The following is a 16,374-nucleotide window of genomic DNA, read 5'->3' on the forward strand; positions in this document are numbered from 1 at the left end:
CACATAAAGAAGGCGACCACCGTGGTCGCCTTTTCTGTTATTACGCCTCGCCGCCGAAGCTCGTCGGTTTATTGCGGACGCTCCTTTAGCGGAAAACGGCGACGCACCAGCACAAAGAACAGCGGCACGAAAAAGATCGCCAGCACGGTGGCGGAGATCATCCCGCCCATCACTCCGGTGCCGACCGCATGCTGGCTGCCGGAACCGGCGCCGGTGCTGGTCGCCATCGGCAGCACGCCGAAGATGAACGCCAGCGAGGTCATCAGGATGGGGCGCAGGCGCTGACGGCAAGCCGACAGCGTGGCGCTGAGCAGATCCTGGCCCTTCTCGTTGAGCTCATTGGCGAACTCGACGATCAGAATGGCGTTTTTCGCCGACAGGCCGATCACCGTCAACAGACCCACCTGGAAGTACACGTCATTCTCCAGCCCGCGCATCCAGGTCGCCAGCAGGGCGCCAATCACCCCCAGCGGCACCACCAGCATCACCGAGAACGGCACTGACCAGCTCTCGTACAGCGCCGCCAGGCACAGGAACACCACCAGCAGAGAAATCGCGTACAGGGCCGGCGCCTGAGCGCCAGAGAGGCGTTCCTGGTAGGACATGGCGGTCCATTCGAGGCCAAAGCCGGTGGGTAACTGCGCGGCCAGCTTCTCCATCATGTCCATCGCGGTACCGGTACTGATACCCGGCGCCGCCTCACCGACGATCTCCACCGCTGAGTAGCCATTGTAGCGCTCCAGCCGCGGCGAGCCGGTCTCCCAGCGCGAGGTGGCGAAGGCCGAGAATGGCACCATCGTACCGCTGCTGTTGCGCACGTACCAAAGATTGATATCGTCAGGCAGCATCCGGTATTTCGCCGCCGCCTGGACGTAGACTTTCTTTACCCGGCCGCGATCCATAAAGTCGTTGACGTAGCTCGACCCCCATGCGGTTTGCAGCGTATCGTTGATGTCGTCAATGGAGACGCCAAGCGCCTGCGCTTTACGCTGATCGATATCGACCTGCAGCTGCGGGCTGTCATCGAGCCCGTTATGCCGGACGCGGGTCAACAGCGGATTTTTCCCGGCCAGCTCAAGTAGCGTATCGCGCGCCGCCATCAGCGCATCGTGCCCCTTCCCGGCATGATCCTCCAGCTCCATATCGAAGCCTGCCGAACTGCCGAGGCCGCTGATCGCCGGCGGGCTGCTGGCGATAACCCGCGCTTCGTTAATCTGATTAAACGCTTTGGTGGCGCGTTCAATAATGGCAAAGGAGGTGCCGGTTTGCGGGTCGCGCTGGTCCCAGTCTTTGAGACGAACGAACATACGGGCCACGTTCTGCCCATTGCCGCCGGGGCCGGAGCCAACGGTAGCGAACACCGACTCGACGTTCTTCTTCTCGTTATTGAGGAAGTAATCTTCCGCCTTCTGCACCACCTTCAGCGTCTGCTGCTGGGTGCTGCCGCTCGGCAACTGGACCGAGGTGGTGAACATCCCGCGATCCTCCAGCGGCAGGAACGAGGTCGGCAAATGCAGAAACAGGAACACCATCCCGCCGAGCAGGAGGACGTAGATCAGCATCCAGCGCAGCGAGCGGTGCAGGATTTTGCCGACGAAGGTTTCGTAGCGGCTGGCGCTGCGGTTGAAGGTGCGGTTGAACCAGCCGAAGAAGCCTGTTCTTTCATGGGATTCACCTGGCTTAACCGGCTTAAGCAGCGTGGCGCAAAGGGCAGGGGTGAGGATCATGGCCACCAGCACCGAGAGGACCATCGCCGCGACGATAGTGATTGAGAACTGGCGATAGATGGCGCCGGTGGTGCCGCCGAAGAAGGCCATCGGCACAAATACCGCCGACAGAACCATCGCGATCCCTACCAGCGCGCCCTGAATTTGTCCCATCGATTTGCGGGTCGCCTCGCGTGGCGACAGGCCCTCCTCGCTCATGATGCGCTCGACGTTCTCCACCACCACGATGGCGTCATCCACCAGCAGGCCGATCGCCAACACCATCGCGAACATCGTCAGGGTGTTGATGCTGTAGCCACAGGCATACAGCACCGCGAAAGTGCCCATCAGCACCACCGGCACGGCGATGGTCGGGATCAGGGTGGCGCGGAAGTTCTGCAGGAACAGATACATCACGAGGAAGACCAGCAGGATCGCCTCCAGCAGGGTTTTCACCACGTCGGTGATGGAAGCCTTCACGAAGGAGGTGGTCTCGTAGGCGACCTTATATTCCAGACCGTGGGGGAAAAACTGCGCCAGCTCATTGAGGCGATTGATCACGCGCTCCGCGGTGGCCATTTCGTTGGCGCCGGAAGCCAGCTTGATCCCGAGGCCTGAGGCCGGCTGGCGGTTGTAGCGGCTAAGATAGTCGTACTTCTCCGCCCCCATCTCGACGGTGGCGACATCGCCCAGCGTCACCTCTGAACCATCCTGATTGACGCGCAGAGTGATATTGCGGAACTGCTCCGGGGTTTGCAGCAGAGATTGCGAGTTGATGGTGGCGTTCAGCGCTTGCTTATCGACCGAAGGCGTCCCGCCAAGCTGGCCGACGGCAATCTGGGCGTTCTGCGAACTGATGGCGTCGGTAACATCCTTGGTGGTCATCTGGTAGCTGTTGAGCTTCGCCGGGTCGAGCCAGATGCGCATTGAGTATTGCGAACCGTAGGCGTCGATATCCCCCACGCCGTTGACGCGGCTGAGCGGGTCCTGGATGTTACTGGCGACGTAGTCGGCGATATCTTGTTTATCCATACTGCCGTCAGTGGAGACGAAGGCGAGCGTCAGGATATTGGTATCACCGGTCTTGCGTACCGTCACCCCCTGATTTTGCACCGCCTGCGGCAGCTTACGCATCGCCGACTGTAGCTGGTTCTGAACCTGCTGCACGGCTTCATCCGGGTCGGTACCGGCGGTAAAGCTGAGGGCGATCGTCGCCTGGCCGGTGGCGCTGCTCTGGGAGGACATATACATCAGGTTATCGAGGCCGGTCATATTCTGTTCGATAACCTGAGTGACGGTATTCTCCAGGGTTTGCGCGGAGGCGCCGGGATAGTTGGCGGTGATCCGCACATTCGGCGGGGCGAGGTCGGGATACTGTTCAACCGGCAGCGACAAAATGGCAAGGGTGCCCGTCAGGCATAACAGGATTGCCAGCACCCATGCAAAAATGGGGCGATCGATAAAGAAATTCGCCATCAGAATAAAAACCTCATATGCACATTTTCTTGTTATTGCACAGCCTGTGCCACTTTAGCGCCAGCCTCTCCGGCAATCGTGGAGAAATTAAGGAGATAGTGTAATTTATCATGTTGCTTTTGCCGTATCGTAAAGAAACCTCGAGCTTTCCTGCCAGCAGGTAGCGAGTCTGCTTCGTCACCGCAGACCGGCGCATTATCCCTTGCCGGTGTGAAACCTCATTTCATTTAAGTCAAAAAAATTGATCCAAAACGGATTCTCTCCAGAAAAAGTTTATCCTGGGCAATTGGACATTGTTCCGGCGTCATCTTGTCGGGTAATAAATAGGCATGCGCATTGAGGGGTTATTCACCAAGAAGACAAAAGGAAGCCATGAACCACTTTATTTTGAGCGATAGCCGAAAGTGCATCGGCTGCCAGGCCTGCGAAGTGGCCTGCGTGATGGCGCATAACGAGGAGCAACACGTGCTGACCCCGCAGCGCTTTTTGCCACGTATCACCGTGATCAAAGCGGAGGGCCAGCGTAACGCCATCACCTGCCGCCACTGCGAGGACGCCCCCTGCGTCCGCAGTTGTCCCAACGACGCCATCGCCCAGTCCGGCGACAGCGTTCAGGTCCGTCAGGAGAAATGCATTGGCTGTAAATCCTGCATGGTGGCCTGCCCGTTCGGGGTGATGCAGGTGGTGGTGACGCCGCAGGCCGCAGGCCTGGTGAAAGCCAGCGCGCACAAGTGCGATCTATGCCAGGGCCGCGAGGCGGGGCCGGCCTGTGTGGAAAACTGTCCCGCGCAGGCGCTGACCCTCGCCGACGATGAGACGTTGATCACCCTGGCGAAGCAGCGGCGACTGCGCTCGGCATGCCAGGAGGTGCAGCCGTGGCAGCGCGCTACGCCGCTCTGCAGCCAGCCCAATGCTGGCGCGAAGGTCAGGCAAATGGCGATGACGCCCCCGCGCGGGGAGCCGGATAAGCTGGCGGCGGAGGTGCGTAAGAGCCACTTTGAGGAGATCTATCAGCCGTTCACCCCGGAGCAGGCGCAGCAGCAGGCCGCCCGCTGTCTCACGTGTGGGGAGCACAGTATTTGCGAATGGACCTGCCCGCTGCATAACCATATCCCGCAGTGGATCGAGCTGGTTAAAGCGGGGAATATCGCCGCCGCGGTCGCGCTTTCCCATCAGACCAACTGCCTGCCGGAGATCACCGGCCGCGTCTGTCCCCAGGACCGGCTGTGTGAAGGCGCCTGCACCCTGCGCGATGAAAGCGGGGCAGTCACCATCGGCAATATTGAGCGCTATATTTCCGACCAGGCGCTGGCCAGCGGCTGGCGTCCGGACCTTTCGCAGGTTAAGCCGAGCGGCAAGCGGGTGGCGATTATCGGCGCCGGGCCTGCCGGGCTGGCCTGCGCCGATATGCTGGTGCGCCACGGCGTCCAGCCGGTGGTCTTCGACCGTCATCCGGAGATTGGCGGTCTGCTGACCTTCGGCATTCCGGCGTTCAAGCTGGATAAATCGCTATTGGCCCGGCGGCGGGCGATCTTCAGCGAGATGGGTATCCGCTTTGAGCTCAATTGCGAGGTGGGGAAAGATATCTCCATGGCGACACTGCTGGCCGATTATGACGCAGTGTTCGTCGGCGCCGGAACCTATCGCTCCATGAAGGCGGGGCTGCCGAACGAAGAGGCCCCCGGGGTCTACGATGCGCTGCCGTTCCTCATCGCCAACACCAAACAGGTGATGGGGCTGGCGGCATCGGCGCAAGAGCCTTATGTCAACACCGCCGGGCTGAACGTGGTGGTGCTGGGCGGCGGCGATACGGCGATGGACTGCGTGCGCACCGCGCTGCGCCACGGCGCCCGCCAGGTGACCTGCGCCTATCGGCGAGATGAAGCCAACATGCCGGGCTCGAAAAAAGAGGTCAAAAACGCCCGCGAAGAGGGGGCGCTCTTTGAGTTTAACGTCCAGCCGGTGACGCTTGAGCTGGACGAGAAAGGGCGAGTTAACGGGGTTCGCTTTTTGCGCACCGAGCTGGGCGCTCCGGACGCCGGGGGAAGACGCCGTCCGACGCCGATCCCCGGCAGCGAGTTTGTTATGCCGGCAGATGCGGTGATCATGGCCTTTGGCTTCCACCCGCACCGCATGCCCTGGCTGGAGGCGGCGGGGGTGGCGCTGGACAGTCAGGGGCGTATTAAAGCCGGAGTGGAGAGCCGTTACCGTTATCAGACCAGTCAGGAGAAGATCTTTGCCGGCGGCGATGCCGTGCGCGGCGCAGACCTTGTAGTGACGGCGATGGCGGAAGGCCGTCACGCGGCGCAGGGGATCCTGGACTATCTGGCGCGGAAAACGACGCCGCTTCACTGACGACAAACCCGGCTCCGCAGCGTAGTATGAGGGCGTCCTTTTACGCTGTGGGGTCGGTATGTCACTCAATATTCACGTCATTAAAGATAAAATCCTCTCTGAGAACTGGTTCGTACTACGCAACATGACCTATGAGCTGACGCGGGCGGACGGCAGCGTCGTGCGCCACAAGCGCGAGGTCTACGATCGCGGCAATGGCGCCACCGTGCTGCTGTATAACCGCCATAAGCAGACGGTGGTCCTGGTGCGTCAGTTCCGTGTCGCCACCTGGGTCAATGGCAATCATGACGGCATGCTGATTGAAACCTGCGCCGGGCTGCTGGACAACGACGAGCCGGAAGCCTGCATTCGTAAAGAGGCGGTGGAAGAGACCGGCTACGAAGTGGGCGAGGTGAGAAAGCTGTTTGAGCTGTTTATGTCGCCAGGGGGCGTCACCGAGGTAGTGCATTTCTTTATCGCCGAGTACAGCGACGCGCAGCGAACCACCAGCGGCGGCGGGGTGGATGATGAAGCCATCGAGGTGCTGGAGCTGCCTTTTAGCCAGGCGCTGCAGATGGTCGCTGACGGGGAGATCCGCGACGGTAAGGCGGTCATTCTGCTGCAATATCTGCAAACCTCCGGCCTGATGTCGGGGAACTCTGACAAATCCGATTGAGTAACCCGCTGCCGTTGTCCAGGATAGGCGCCGTGGTCGGGTTTATCTGGGGTCGGGCGGTTCATGCTTTTTCGCGTCATCTTTTTCCTTTTTCTGGCGGTGCTGCCTTGCTCGCAGGCATGGTCGGCACCGACGCAGCAGCGCTTCAACGACTGGCTGGTCACCTGTAACAACCAAAATTTCTGCGTCACCCGTAATGTGGGGCTGCATCATGGCCTGGTGATGACCCTCAGCCGCAGCGCTGGGGCAGTCACTGACGCCAGTCTGCGTATCGAGCTGGGCGGCACCGGCAATCCAGTGGCGACGCTCGCGCCGATAGCGCCGCGCCTGCTGCTGGATGGTAAACCGCTGCCCTTGACCGACAAGCGCTGGCACATTGAAGATAAGCTCATTAAAACCGCCGACAGCGTGACGATCGATGCGTTTCTCCAGCAGGTTCAGGAGGGTAAAGCGCTCTCGCTGGCCGATGGCCTGCAGACCATCTCCCTGCAGGGGTTGAAAGCGGCTCTGTTTTTTATCGACGATCGGCAAAAGCGGGTAGGTAGCGAAACGGCCTGGGTCGGCAAAGGGGAAGAGCCGCCGCTCAGCGTACCGCCGGCGCCGGCGCTGCGCGCGGTGGCGAGCGCGGAAACGGCGCAGTCGCCGCTGGGGCGTGAGGAGCTCAACGATCTGATGGACTACGGTAATGAGCGGATGACCAACAGCCACTGCTCCCTCGATCCCTTCCGCCGCGAAATTCGCGTTACAGCGCTGACGGATGACAAAGTGCTGCTGATGACCAGCTGCGAATCCGGCGCCTACAACACCGTCTGGCTGGCCTGGCTGGTCTCCCGCCAGCGCCCCTATGTCGCCCGTCAGGTGCGGCTAACGTTGCCATTCCAGCCGCCGGGCGAGGCGCCGCGTGAGATTGAGCTGATCAACGCCAGCTATGATGACCGCCGCCATGAGCTGGTGACCCTGGATAAAGGCCGCGGGGCCGGCGATTGCGGGATCCAAACCCGCTGGCGTTTTGACGGCCAGCGGTTCAGCCTCTCCCGCTACGCGCAGCAGCCGACGTGCGACAACTGGCAGGGGCCAGATGCCTGGCCCACGCTGTGGATCACCCGTTAAGCACCTGTTCGGCGGTGGCGACGATATGGTCGACCGTAAAGCCAAAGAACGGGAACAACTGCTCTGCCGGGGCGGATTCGCCATAGCCGGTCATGCCGACGATCTTGCCTTTTAAGCCGACATATTTATACCAGTAGTCCGCTATCCCGGCTTCGACCGCCACCCGGGCGCTGACGTCCGACGGCAGCACCGATTCGCGCCAGGCCTCATCCTGGGCGTCAAACACATCAGTGGAAGGGAGCGAGACGACCCGCACATTTACCCCTTTGGCCAACAGTTTTTCCGCGGCCAGGACGGTGATCTCCACTTCCGAGCCGGTGGCGATGAGGATCAGGTCGGGCTTGCCGCCGGCATCCTTCAGCACGTAGCCACCCCGGGCGATATCCTGTACCTGTTCCGGGGTACGCGGCATCTGCGCCAGGTTTTGTCGCGACAGGATCAGCGCCGTCGGTCCGCCCTGTCGCGCGATAGCCGCCTGCCAGGCGACGGCGGTCTCCACCTGGTCGCAGGGGCGCCAGGTGCTGAAGTTGGGCGTCAGCCGCAGACTGGCCAGCTGTTCCACCGCCTGGTGCGTCGGCCCGTCTTCCCCAAGACCGATCGAGTCATGGGTATAGACCATGATCTGCCGGGCCTTCATCAGGGCCGCCATGCGCGCGGCGTTGCGGGCGTACTCCACAAACATCAGGAAGGTCGAGGTATAAGGAATAAAGCCCCCGTGCAGGGCAATGCCGTTGGCCACCGCGGTCATGCCAAACTCGCGCACCCCGTAGTGGATATAATTGCCCGCAGGATCTTCTTTAATCGATGTCGATCCAGACCAGATGGTCAGGTTACTCGGCGCAAGATCCGCAGAACCGCCCAGCAGTTCCGGGAGGTGCGGGCCGTAGGCGTTCAGCGCGTTTTGCGAAGCCTTGCGGCTGGCGATTTTCGCCGGCTCGGCCTGCAGTTTCGCCACGTAGTCGCGGGCGATCGCGGCAAAGTCTTCCGGCAGGGCGCCATTCATACGTCGGGTCAGCTCAGCGGCCAGCTCCGGGAACTGCTGCTGGTAGGCGGCGAATTTCTCGTTCCAGGCGTGCTCCGCTTTTTCCCCGCGCGGACGCGCATCCCAGCCCGCGTAGATCTCTTTCGGGATCTCGAACGGAGGATATTTCCAGCCAAGCTGCTGGCGGGCCAGCGCTACCTCTTTTTCGCCCAGCGCCGCCCCGTGAGACTCCTCTGAGCCGGCTTTGTTGGGCGAACCGAAACCGATGATGGTCCGGCAGATAATCAGTGACGGTTTATCTTTCACCGCCTGCGCTTCCGTTATCGCCTGTTTGATAGCCTGCGGATCGTGGCCGTCGATATCGCCTATGACGTGCCAGTGATAGGCGCGGAAGCGTTCGGCCGTATCATCGGAAAACCAGCCTTCGGTTTTGCCGTCGATGGAGATGCCGTTGTGATCGTAAAAACCGATCAGCTTGCCCAGTCCGAGCGTGCCGGCCAGCGAACAGGCCTCATGGGAGATCCCCTCCATCAAACAGCCATCGCCCATGAAAACCCAGGTGTGATGGTCAATGATCTCATGGCCGGGGCGATTAAACTGCGCCGCCAGCGTCCGTTCGGCGATGGCCATCCCAACGGCGTTCGCCAGCCCCTGGCCCAGCGGGCCGGTGGTGGTTTCCACCCCAGGGGTATAGCCATGCTCCGGGTGGCCGGGCGTTTTAGAGTGCAGCTGACGGAACTGCTTCAGTTCAGACAGCGGCAGATCGTAGCCGGTCAGGTGCAGCAGACTGTAGAGCAGCATCGACGCGTGGCCGTTGGACAAGATGAAACGGTCTCGGTCCACCCAGTCAGGGTTCTGCGGATTGTGCTTGAGAAAATCGTTCCACAGCACTTCGGCAATATCAGCCATCCCCATCGGCGCACCGGGATGGCCGGAGTTGGCTTTCTGCACGGCGTCCATACTCAGGGCGCGGATGGCGTTGGCAAGCTCTCTTCGGGACATATTTTTCTCCGTGAGACTAAAGTGACAGTTTGGCGGCAAGCAGATCTTCCAGTTTGCGCTGATCGACGGCGAACAGGCGGATCCCCTCCGCTAGCTTTTCGACCGCCATCGGATCCTGATTATGTTCCCAGCGGAACTCCGCTTCACTGAGCGGCACCGGACGCGGCAGGATCTGGCTGGCAGGGATCAGTTTGCGCACCACCGGGGTATCGCTGGCCTGCAGCTCTTTTAATAAAGGCGGGGCGATGGTCAACCGGTCGCAACCGACCAGCGCCAGGATCTGCTCGGTGCGGCGGAAGCTGGCGCCCATCACGATGGTGTTGTATTTATGCTGTTTGAAATAGTCATAGATATTGCGCACCGATTTCACCCCCGGATCTTCCTCAACCACGTAAGGATCCAGCGGTTTGCGCGCCTGATACCAGTCATAAATACGCCCAACGAACGGGGAGATGAGATAAACCCCGGCCTCGGCGCAGGCCCGGGCCTGGGCGAAGGAAAACAGCAGCGTCAGGTTGCAGTGGATCCCCTCTTTCTCCAGCACCTCCGCAGCGCGGATCCCCTCCCAGGTGGATGCCAGCTTGATCAGGATCCGCGACTTATCAATGCCCATCTCCTGATACAGCGCCACCAGGCGGCGAGCCTTCTCGATACTTTTCTCGCGGTTGAAGGAGAGCCGGGCGTCCACCTCGGTGGAGACCCGCCCGGGAATGCTTTTGAGGATCTCCGCGCCAAAATTGACCGCCAGCTTATCGCAGGCGTGAGCCACCTGCGCTTCGCGGCCGCCACCCTGTTTTTTGGCCCAGGCGATAGCGTCGTCGATGAGGCCGCTATAGGACGCCAGGCCGGCGGCCTTCAGCAGCAGAGAGGGGTTGGTGGTGGCGTCTTCCGGATGGTAGTGGCGGATGGATTCGATGTCTCCGCTGTCGGCGACCACCGTGGTGAACTGCTTGATGCTGTCTAACTGATTCATGGATAAGTCCTCCTGGAACAAGGTGTTACATGAGTGCTTGCCGGTATACGGTATAAACATTGATGAGGTACATAACCAAAAAGCATAGCAGACAGGGCTATTATTGGCGGCGAATCCGGGTAACATAACCGCTATAAATTGATAACAACAAAATCATAACGATGGCCAGAGTTTGGCGGTGTTCAAAGTTTATCGCCCCGCCAGGAGGGATACTGTCTGCCACTGAAAGGTGAACGACAGGATGGTCATCACGCTTTTCCCCTACGAACGATACGTGAAAGAAAGGAATAGAAAATGGATGAGCAGTTAAAACAGAGCGCCCTCGACTTCCACGAATTTCCGGTTCCCGGAAAAATCCAGGTCTCGCCGACCAAACCTCTCGCCACCCAGCGCGATCTGGCGCTGGCCTACTCGCCGGGCGTCGCAGCCCCCTGCCTGGAAATCGAAAAAGATCCGCTGGCCGCCTACAAATACACTGCCCGTGGCAACCTGGTGGCGGTCGTCTCCAACGGCACCGCGGTGCTGGGGCTCGGCAACATCGGCGCGCTGGCCGGTAAGCCGGTAATGGAGGGCAAAGGCGTCCTGTTTAAGAAATTTGCCGGTATCGATGTGTTTGATATCGAAGTCGATGAGCTGGATCCGGACAAATTCATTAACGTCGTCGCCGCCCTCGAACCAACCTTCGGCGGTATCAACCTGGAAGATATTAAAGCGCCGGAGTGTTTCTACATCGAGCAGCAGCTGCGCGAGCGGATGAATATCCCGGTCTTCCATGACGATCAGCACGGCACGGCGATCATCAGCACCGCGGCGATCCTCAACGGTCTGCGCGTCGTCGAGAAGAATCTGTCCGACGTGCGGATGGTGGTCTCCGGCGCGGGCGCGGCGGCGATCGCCTGTATGAATCTGCTGGTGGCGCTGGGGATGCAAAAGCACAACATCGTGGTCTGCGATTCGAAAGGCGTTATCTATAAAGACCGTGAGCCGAACATGGCGGAAACCAAAGCGGCCTATGCGGTGGAAGACGACGGCAAACGCACCCTCGATGACGTGATCGACGGCGCCGACATTTTCCTCGGCTGCTCTGGCCCGAAAGTGCTGACTCAGGAGATGGTGAAGAAGATGGCGCGGGCGCCGCTGATCCTCGCCCTGGCCAACCCGGAGCCGGAAATTCTGCCGCCGCTGGCGAAGCAGGTCCGCGATGACGCCATCATCTGTACCGGCCGCTCCGACTACCCTAACCAGGTCAACAACGTACTTTGCTTCCCGTTCATCTTCCGCGGCGCGCTGGACGTCGGCGCGACGGCGATCAACGAAGAGATGAAGCTGGCGGCGGTGCATGCGATTGCCGAGCTGGCCCATGCCGAGCAGAGCGAAGTGGTGGCCTCCGCCTACGGCGATCAGGATTTAAGCTTTGGTCCGGAGTACATCATTCCGAAACCGTTCGACCCGCGGCTGATCGTCAAGATTGCCCCCGCGGTGGCGAAGGCGGCGATGGATTCCGGTGTGGCGACGCGCCCGATCGCTGATTTTGACGCCTATATCGAGAAGCTGAGCGAGTTCGTCTATAAAACCAACCTGTTTATGAAGCCTATCTTCTCTCAGGCGCGCAAAGAGCCGAAGCGCGTGGTGCTGGCGGAAGGGGAGGAGACTCGGGTGCTGCACGCCACCCAGGAGCTGGTGTCGCTGGGACTGGCCAAACCGATTCTGGTGGGCCGCCCGAGCGTGATTGAAATGCGCATCCAGAAGCTGGGCCTGCAGATCAAGGCCGGCGTTGACTTTGAGATCGTCAATAATGAATCCGACCCGCGGTTTAAAGAGTACTGGAGCGAGTACTACCAGCTGATGAAGCGCCGCGGCATTACCCAGGAGCAGGCGCAGCGGGCGGTGATTAGCAACACCACGGTGATTGGCGCCATCATGGTTCATCGCGGTGAAGCGGATGCGATGATCTGCGGGACTATTGGCGAGTACCACGATCACTACCGCGTGGTGCAGCCGCTGTTTGGCTATCGCGACGGCGTCAGCACCGCCGGGGCGATGAATGCGCTGCTGCTGCCGAGCGGCAACACCTTTATCGCCGATACCTATGTCAATCACGATCCGTCGCCGGAAGAGCTGGCGGAGATCACCCTGATGGCGGCGGAAAGCGTGCGACGCTTTGGTATTGAACCGCGCGTGGCGTTGCTGTCGCACTCCAACTTTGGTTCCGCCGACTGTCCGTCAGCCAGCAAAATGCGTAAAACCCTGGAGCTGGTGAAGGCGCGCGCCCCGGAGCTGATGATCGATGGCGAAATGCATGGCGACGCCGCGCTGGTGGAAAGCATCCGCAACGATCGCATGCCGGACAGCCCGCTGAAGGGGGCGGCCAATATTCTGGTGATGCCGAATATGGAAGCCGCCCGGATCAGCTATAACCTGCTGCGCGTCTCCAGTTCGGAAGGGGTGACCGTCGGGCCGGTGCTGATGGGGGTGGCGAAGCCGGTGCATATTCTGACGCCGATCGCCTCCGTACGCCGGATCGTTAATATGGTGGCGCTGGCGGTTGTTGAAGCGCAAACCGAACCGCTGTAATTTTCTATTTCCCCCGTTAACGCGCGGATCCGTTTCCGCGCGCAATATCAGGCAGGCCGGTGAGTAAAAAACGCTGAGCCTGCCTTTTTAATTCCACCGCAATATTATTTTCTCTCCTGAGTGATCCACTTCACCTTTTAACCCCACTTGCCGAAATTTGTTATTTGCCGCGCTGAAATGTCGTCACCATGAGGACAGATTTCAGGGGGCAATCAGTCATGGATAAAGAACGCATTATTCAGGAATTCGTACCAGGCAAACAGGTCACGCTGGCGCATCTGATTGCCCACCCGGGAGCGGAGCTGGCGAAAAAGATCGGCGTACCCGAATCCGGCGCGATCGGCATTATGACGCTGACGCCGGGAGAAACGGCGATGATCGCCGGCGATCTGGCGATGAAGGCCGCCGACGTGCACATCGGTTTTCTCGACCGGTTTAGCGGCGCGCTGGTGATCTACGGCTCGGTCGGCGCGGTGGAGGAGGCGCTCCTGCAGACCATCGGCGGATTAGGCCGCTTATTAAATTATACCTTGTGCGAATTAACGAAAAGTTAATTGAGAGCGACCATGAAGCGTATTGCGATTGTCGGCGCCGTCGGTGCAGGAAAAACCACGTTATTTAATGCTCTGCAGGGGAATTATTCCCTCGCCAGAAAAACGCAGGCGCTGGAATTTAACGATCGTGGCGACATCGATACACCCGGGGAATATTTCAGCCATCCGCGCTGGTATCACGCCTTAATTACCACCTTGCAGGATGTGGACACCCTGATTTATGTCCATGCGGCCAATGATACCGAAAGTCGCCTACCACCCGGGTTGCTGGATATTGGCAGCCGAAAGCACCTTATCGTGGCGATCAGCAAAACGGATCTGCCGGATGCCAATGTCGCCGCGGTGCGGCAGCTGCTGGACGGGATGGGGTTTCAGGCGCCGGTTTTCGCCCTCAACGGTTGCGATCCGCAAAGCGTTGCGCCGCTGGAAAATTACTTGAGTGAGCTCAGCCAAAAGGAGGAAGGGCCAGGTGAAGAAACTCATTACCGCTAACGATATTCGTGCCGCCCACGCGCGCGGCGAACAGGCGATGTCAGTAGTTCTGCGCGCCAGCATTATCACCCCGGAAGCGCGCGAAGTCGCCGAGCTGCTGGGATTCACTATCACCGAAGACGCTGGCGCCGCGCCGGCGGCGACAGCGGCGGACAGCGACAAAACGGAAAGCCAGCGGATCCGGGAAACCATCCTGGCGCAGCTACCGGAAGGCCAGTTTACCGAAAGCCTGGTGGCGCAGCTGATGGAAAAGGTGATGAAGGAGAAGCAGTCCCTGGAGCAGGAGGCGATGCAGCCGGGATTTGAGGCAGTGACCGGCAAAGGCGGCATCAAAGTGATCGACGGCAGCAGCGTGAAGTTTGGCCGCTTCGACGGCGCCCAGCCGCACTGCGTTGGCTTAACGGACCTGGTGACTGACCAGGATGGCAGCAGCATGGCGGCCGGATTTATGCAGTGGGAGAACGCCTTCTTCCCGTGGACGCTGAACTACGACGAAATCGATATGGTGCTGGAGGGCGAGCTGCATGTGCGCCATCAGGGGGAAACGCTGGTCGCCAAAGCGGGGGACGTCATGTTCATCCCGAAAGGCTCCAGCATCGAATTCGGTACCCCGTCGACGGTGCGCTTCCTGTACGTCGCCTGGCCGGCAAACTGGCAATCGCTATGAACGATTTCATTACCGAAGCGTGGCTCAGAGCGAATCATACGCTCAGCGAAGGCGGTGAAATCCATCTTCCTGCCGATGCTCGCCTGACGCCCTCGGCGAGGGAACTGCTGGAAAGTCGGCATCTGCGGGTCAAATTTCTCGACCGCCAGGGGCGCCTGTTTGTCGAGGATGACGAACAGACGCCGCAGCCGGTGCATGTCCTGACCAGCAGCGACCATCCGCCCCAGGCCTGCTGCGAGCTTTGTCACCAGCCGGTGGGCAAAAAGCCGGACACCTTAACTCATCTGACGGCCGATACCCTGGTGGCGAAAAACGATCCGCGGCTGGCCTTCCGCGCGGTGCTGGACAGCACCATCGCCCTGACGGTGTGGCTGCAAATTGAACTGGCGGAGCCCTGGCAGCCGTGGCTGACGGATATCCGTTCGCGGCTGGGCAACATCATGCGCGCCGATGCGCTGGAGGAACCGCTGGCGGCGCAGTCGATAGCCGGATTCAGCGAGGCGCAGCTGCATCGTCTGTCCCATCAGCCGCTGCGTTACCTGGGTCACGATCACCTGGTGCCGGAGGCCCGCCATGGGCGCGATGTCGCGCTGCTTAATTTGCTGCGCAGCAAAGTGCGCGAGGCGGAGGTGACCGCGGCGCAGGTGTTTATTACGCCGCAATTTGCGGTCCAGCGCGCCGATATTATGCAAGCGCTCAACCGCCTTTCCAGCGCGGTCTACGTGATGATGATCCTGGGCGTGACGGATTCGCCGCCAACCCTCAGGCAGCTACAGCAGCAGCTGGGAGGTGAAGATGATCATTGACCAGTGTCGCAAACTGGCGCTGCGCGCCCCCGCCAGGGTGGTGTTCCCGGATGCGCTGGACGTCCGCGTGTTGAAGGCGGCGCATTATCTGCAGCAGCAGGGCCTGGCGCATCCGATCCTCGTCGCCAGCCCCTTCGCGCTGCGGCAGTTCGCCCTTGGCGAACGTCTGCCGCTGACCGGGGTGCAGGTCATCGATCCGCACAGCAACCTGGCGATGCGCGAGGCGTTTGCCGCCGCCTGGCAGGCGCGCGCCGGCGATAAAGCGCCCGCTGACGCGGTCGACAAGCTGGCCGACCCGCTGATGTTCGCCGCGGCGATGGTCAGCACCGGGCAGGCCGAGGTGTGTATCGCCGGAAATCTCTCGTCAACCGCCAGCGTGCTGCGCGCTGGTCTGCGCCTTATCGGCCTGCAGCCGGGATGTAAAACGCTCTCTTCGCTGTTTCTGATGCTGCCGCAGTATGCCGGACAGCCGCTGGGGTTTGCCGACTGCAGCGTGGTGCCGCAGCCGACCGCGGCGCAGCTGGCGGATATCGCGATTGCCAGCGCCGAGACCTGGCGAGCGATCGCTGGAGAAGCGCCGCGGGTGGCAATGCTGTCCTTCTCGACACACGGCAGCGCCCGGCATCCCTGTGTGGCTAACGTCCAGCAGGCCACGGAGATCGTGCGTCAGCGGGCGCCGCAGCTGATGGTCGATGGCGAGCTGCAGTTTGACGCCGCCTTTGTACCGGACGTCGCTGCGCACAAAGCGCCCGGCAGCCCGCTGCAGGGCCGGGCCAATGTGCTGGTCTTCCCGTCGCTGGAGGCGGGCAACATCGGCTACAAAATCGCCCAGCGGCTGGGCGGATATCGCGCCATCGGGCCGCTGATCCAGGGCCTGGCCGCCCCGCTTCACGACCTCTCGCGAGGCTGTAGCGTAGAGGAAATTATCGAACTGGCGCTGGTGGCGTCGGTACCGCGCCAGACGGACGCAAGCCGGATCCCCGACTCGTCCACGCTGGTTGAATGAATGGTCCCCTTCAGGA

Annotated in this window: 12 protein-coding genes; 9 read left to right on the forward strand and 3 right to left on the reverse strand. The window is 60.8% G+C overall.

Annotated features, from left to right (window positions below; translation table 11 throughout):
• Positions 1-68: 68 nt before the first annotated feature.
• Positions 69-3,182 carry a multidrug efflux RND transporter permease AcrD gene (gene acrD / locus IB144_RS06690; RefSeq protein ID WP_149358906.1) on the reverse strand — a complete coding sequence of 1,038 codons (3,114 nt, stop codon included), beginning with the start codon at positions 3,180-3,182 and terminating at the stop codon, positions 69-71.
• Between the two features lie 372 nt (positions 3,183-3,554).
• On the opposite strand from acrD, the gene aegA reads away from it, so the two are divergent.
• From aegA to IB144_RS06705, 3 genes are all read left to right on the forward strand, one after another.
• Complete coding sequence (gene aegA, locus IB144_RS06695; protein ID WP_032429689.1) at positions 3,555-5,537, forward strand: formate-dependent uric acid utilization protein AegA; 1,983 nt, start codon at positions 3,555-3,557, stop codon at positions 5,535-5,537.
• A 58-nt stretch (positions 5,538-5,595) separates the two neighbouring features.
• On the forward strand, positions 5,596-6,192 hold the full coding sequence (gene nudK / locus IB144_RS06700) for a GDP-mannose pyrophosphatase NudK (RefSeq protein WP_002913754.1): 597 nt from the start codon (positions 5,596-5,598) through the stop codon (positions 6,190-6,192).
• A 63-nt stretch (positions 6,193-6,255) separates the two neighbouring features.
• Complete coding sequence (locus IB144_RS06705) at positions 6,256-7,302, forward strand: DUF1176 domain-containing protein (protein WP_040215405.1); 1,047 nt, start codon at positions 6,256-6,258, stop codon at positions 7,300-7,302.
• Here the strand turns inward: IB144_RS06705 and tkt are convergent.
• On the reverse strand, positions 7,292-9,286 hold the full coding sequence (gene tkt / locus IB144_RS06710; protein ID WP_002913734.1) for a transketolase: 1,995 nt from the start codon (positions 9,284-9,286) through the stop codon (positions 7,292-7,294). The genes IB144_RS06705 and tkt overlap by 11 nt on opposite strands.
• Before the next feature lie 16 nt (positions 9,287-9,302).
• The gene (tal, locus tag IB144_RS06715; protein WP_065888741.1) at positions 9,303-10,259 is read right to left on the reverse strand and encodes a transaldolase; all 957 of its coding nucleotides are present in this window, start codon (positions 10,257-10,259) and stop codon (positions 9,303-9,305) included.
• Between the two features lie 294 nt (positions 10,260-10,553).
• Between tal and maeB the strand changes: the two genes are divergently transcribed.
• The 6 genes from maeB (at position 10,554) to pta (ending at position 16,358) form a co-directional block, all read left to right on the forward strand.
• The gene (gene maeB, locus IB144_RS06720; RefSeq protein ID WP_002913731.1) at positions 10,554-12,833 is read left to right on the forward strand and encodes an NADP-dependent oxaloacetate-decarboxylating malate dehydrogenase; all 2,280 of its coding nucleotides are present in this window, start codon (positions 10,554-10,556) and stop codon (positions 12,831-12,833) included.
• A 218-nt stretch (positions 12,834-13,051) separates the two neighbouring features.
• Positions 13,052-13,387 (forward strand): ethanolamine utilization microcompartment protein EutS, encoded by a 336-nt coding sequence (eutS, locus tag IB144_RS06725; RefSeq protein WP_002913729.1) that lies wholly within the window; start codon positions 13,052-13,054, stop codon positions 13,385-13,387.
• Positions 13,388-13,399: 12 nt separating this feature from the next.
• Positions 13,400-13,879, forward strand: coding sequence for an ethanolamine utilization acetate kinase EutP (gene eutP / locus IB144_RS06730; protein ID WP_002913727.1), 480 nt, complete (start codon positions 13,400-13,402; stop codon positions 13,877-13,879).
• The gene (gene eutQ / locus IB144_RS06735; protein WP_065888742.1) at positions 13,857-14,546 is read left to right on the forward strand and encodes an ethanolamine utilization acetate kinase EutQ; all 690 of its coding nucleotides are present in this window, start codon (positions 13,857-13,859) and stop codon (positions 14,544-14,546) included. Before eutP ends, eutQ begins: the two co-directional genes overlap by 23 nt.
• A complete protein-coding gene (eutT, locus tag IB144_RS06740) occupies positions 14,543-15,352 on the forward strand; it encodes an ethanolamine utilization cob(I)yrinic acid a,c-diamide adenosyltransferase EutT (RefSeq protein ID WP_065888743.1) in 810 nt (269 codons plus the stop codon). The genes eutQ and eutT overlap by 4 nt, the downstream gene beginning before the upstream one ends.
• Positions 15,342-16,358 carry a phosphate acetyltransferase gene (gene pta / locus IB144_RS06745; protein WP_065888744.1) on the forward strand — a complete coding sequence of 339 codons (1,017 nt, stop codon included), beginning with the start codon at positions 15,342-15,344 and terminating at the stop codon, positions 16,356-16,358. Before eutT ends, pta begins: the two co-directional genes overlap by 11 nt.
• The last annotated feature ends 16 nt before the right edge of the window (positions 16,359-16,374 follow it).

Source organism: Klebsiella sp. K4, assembly GCF_014596785.2.
Lineage (GTDB): Bacteria > Pseudomonadota > Gammaproteobacteria > Enterobacterales > Enterobacteriaceae > Klebsiella > Klebsiella pneumoniae.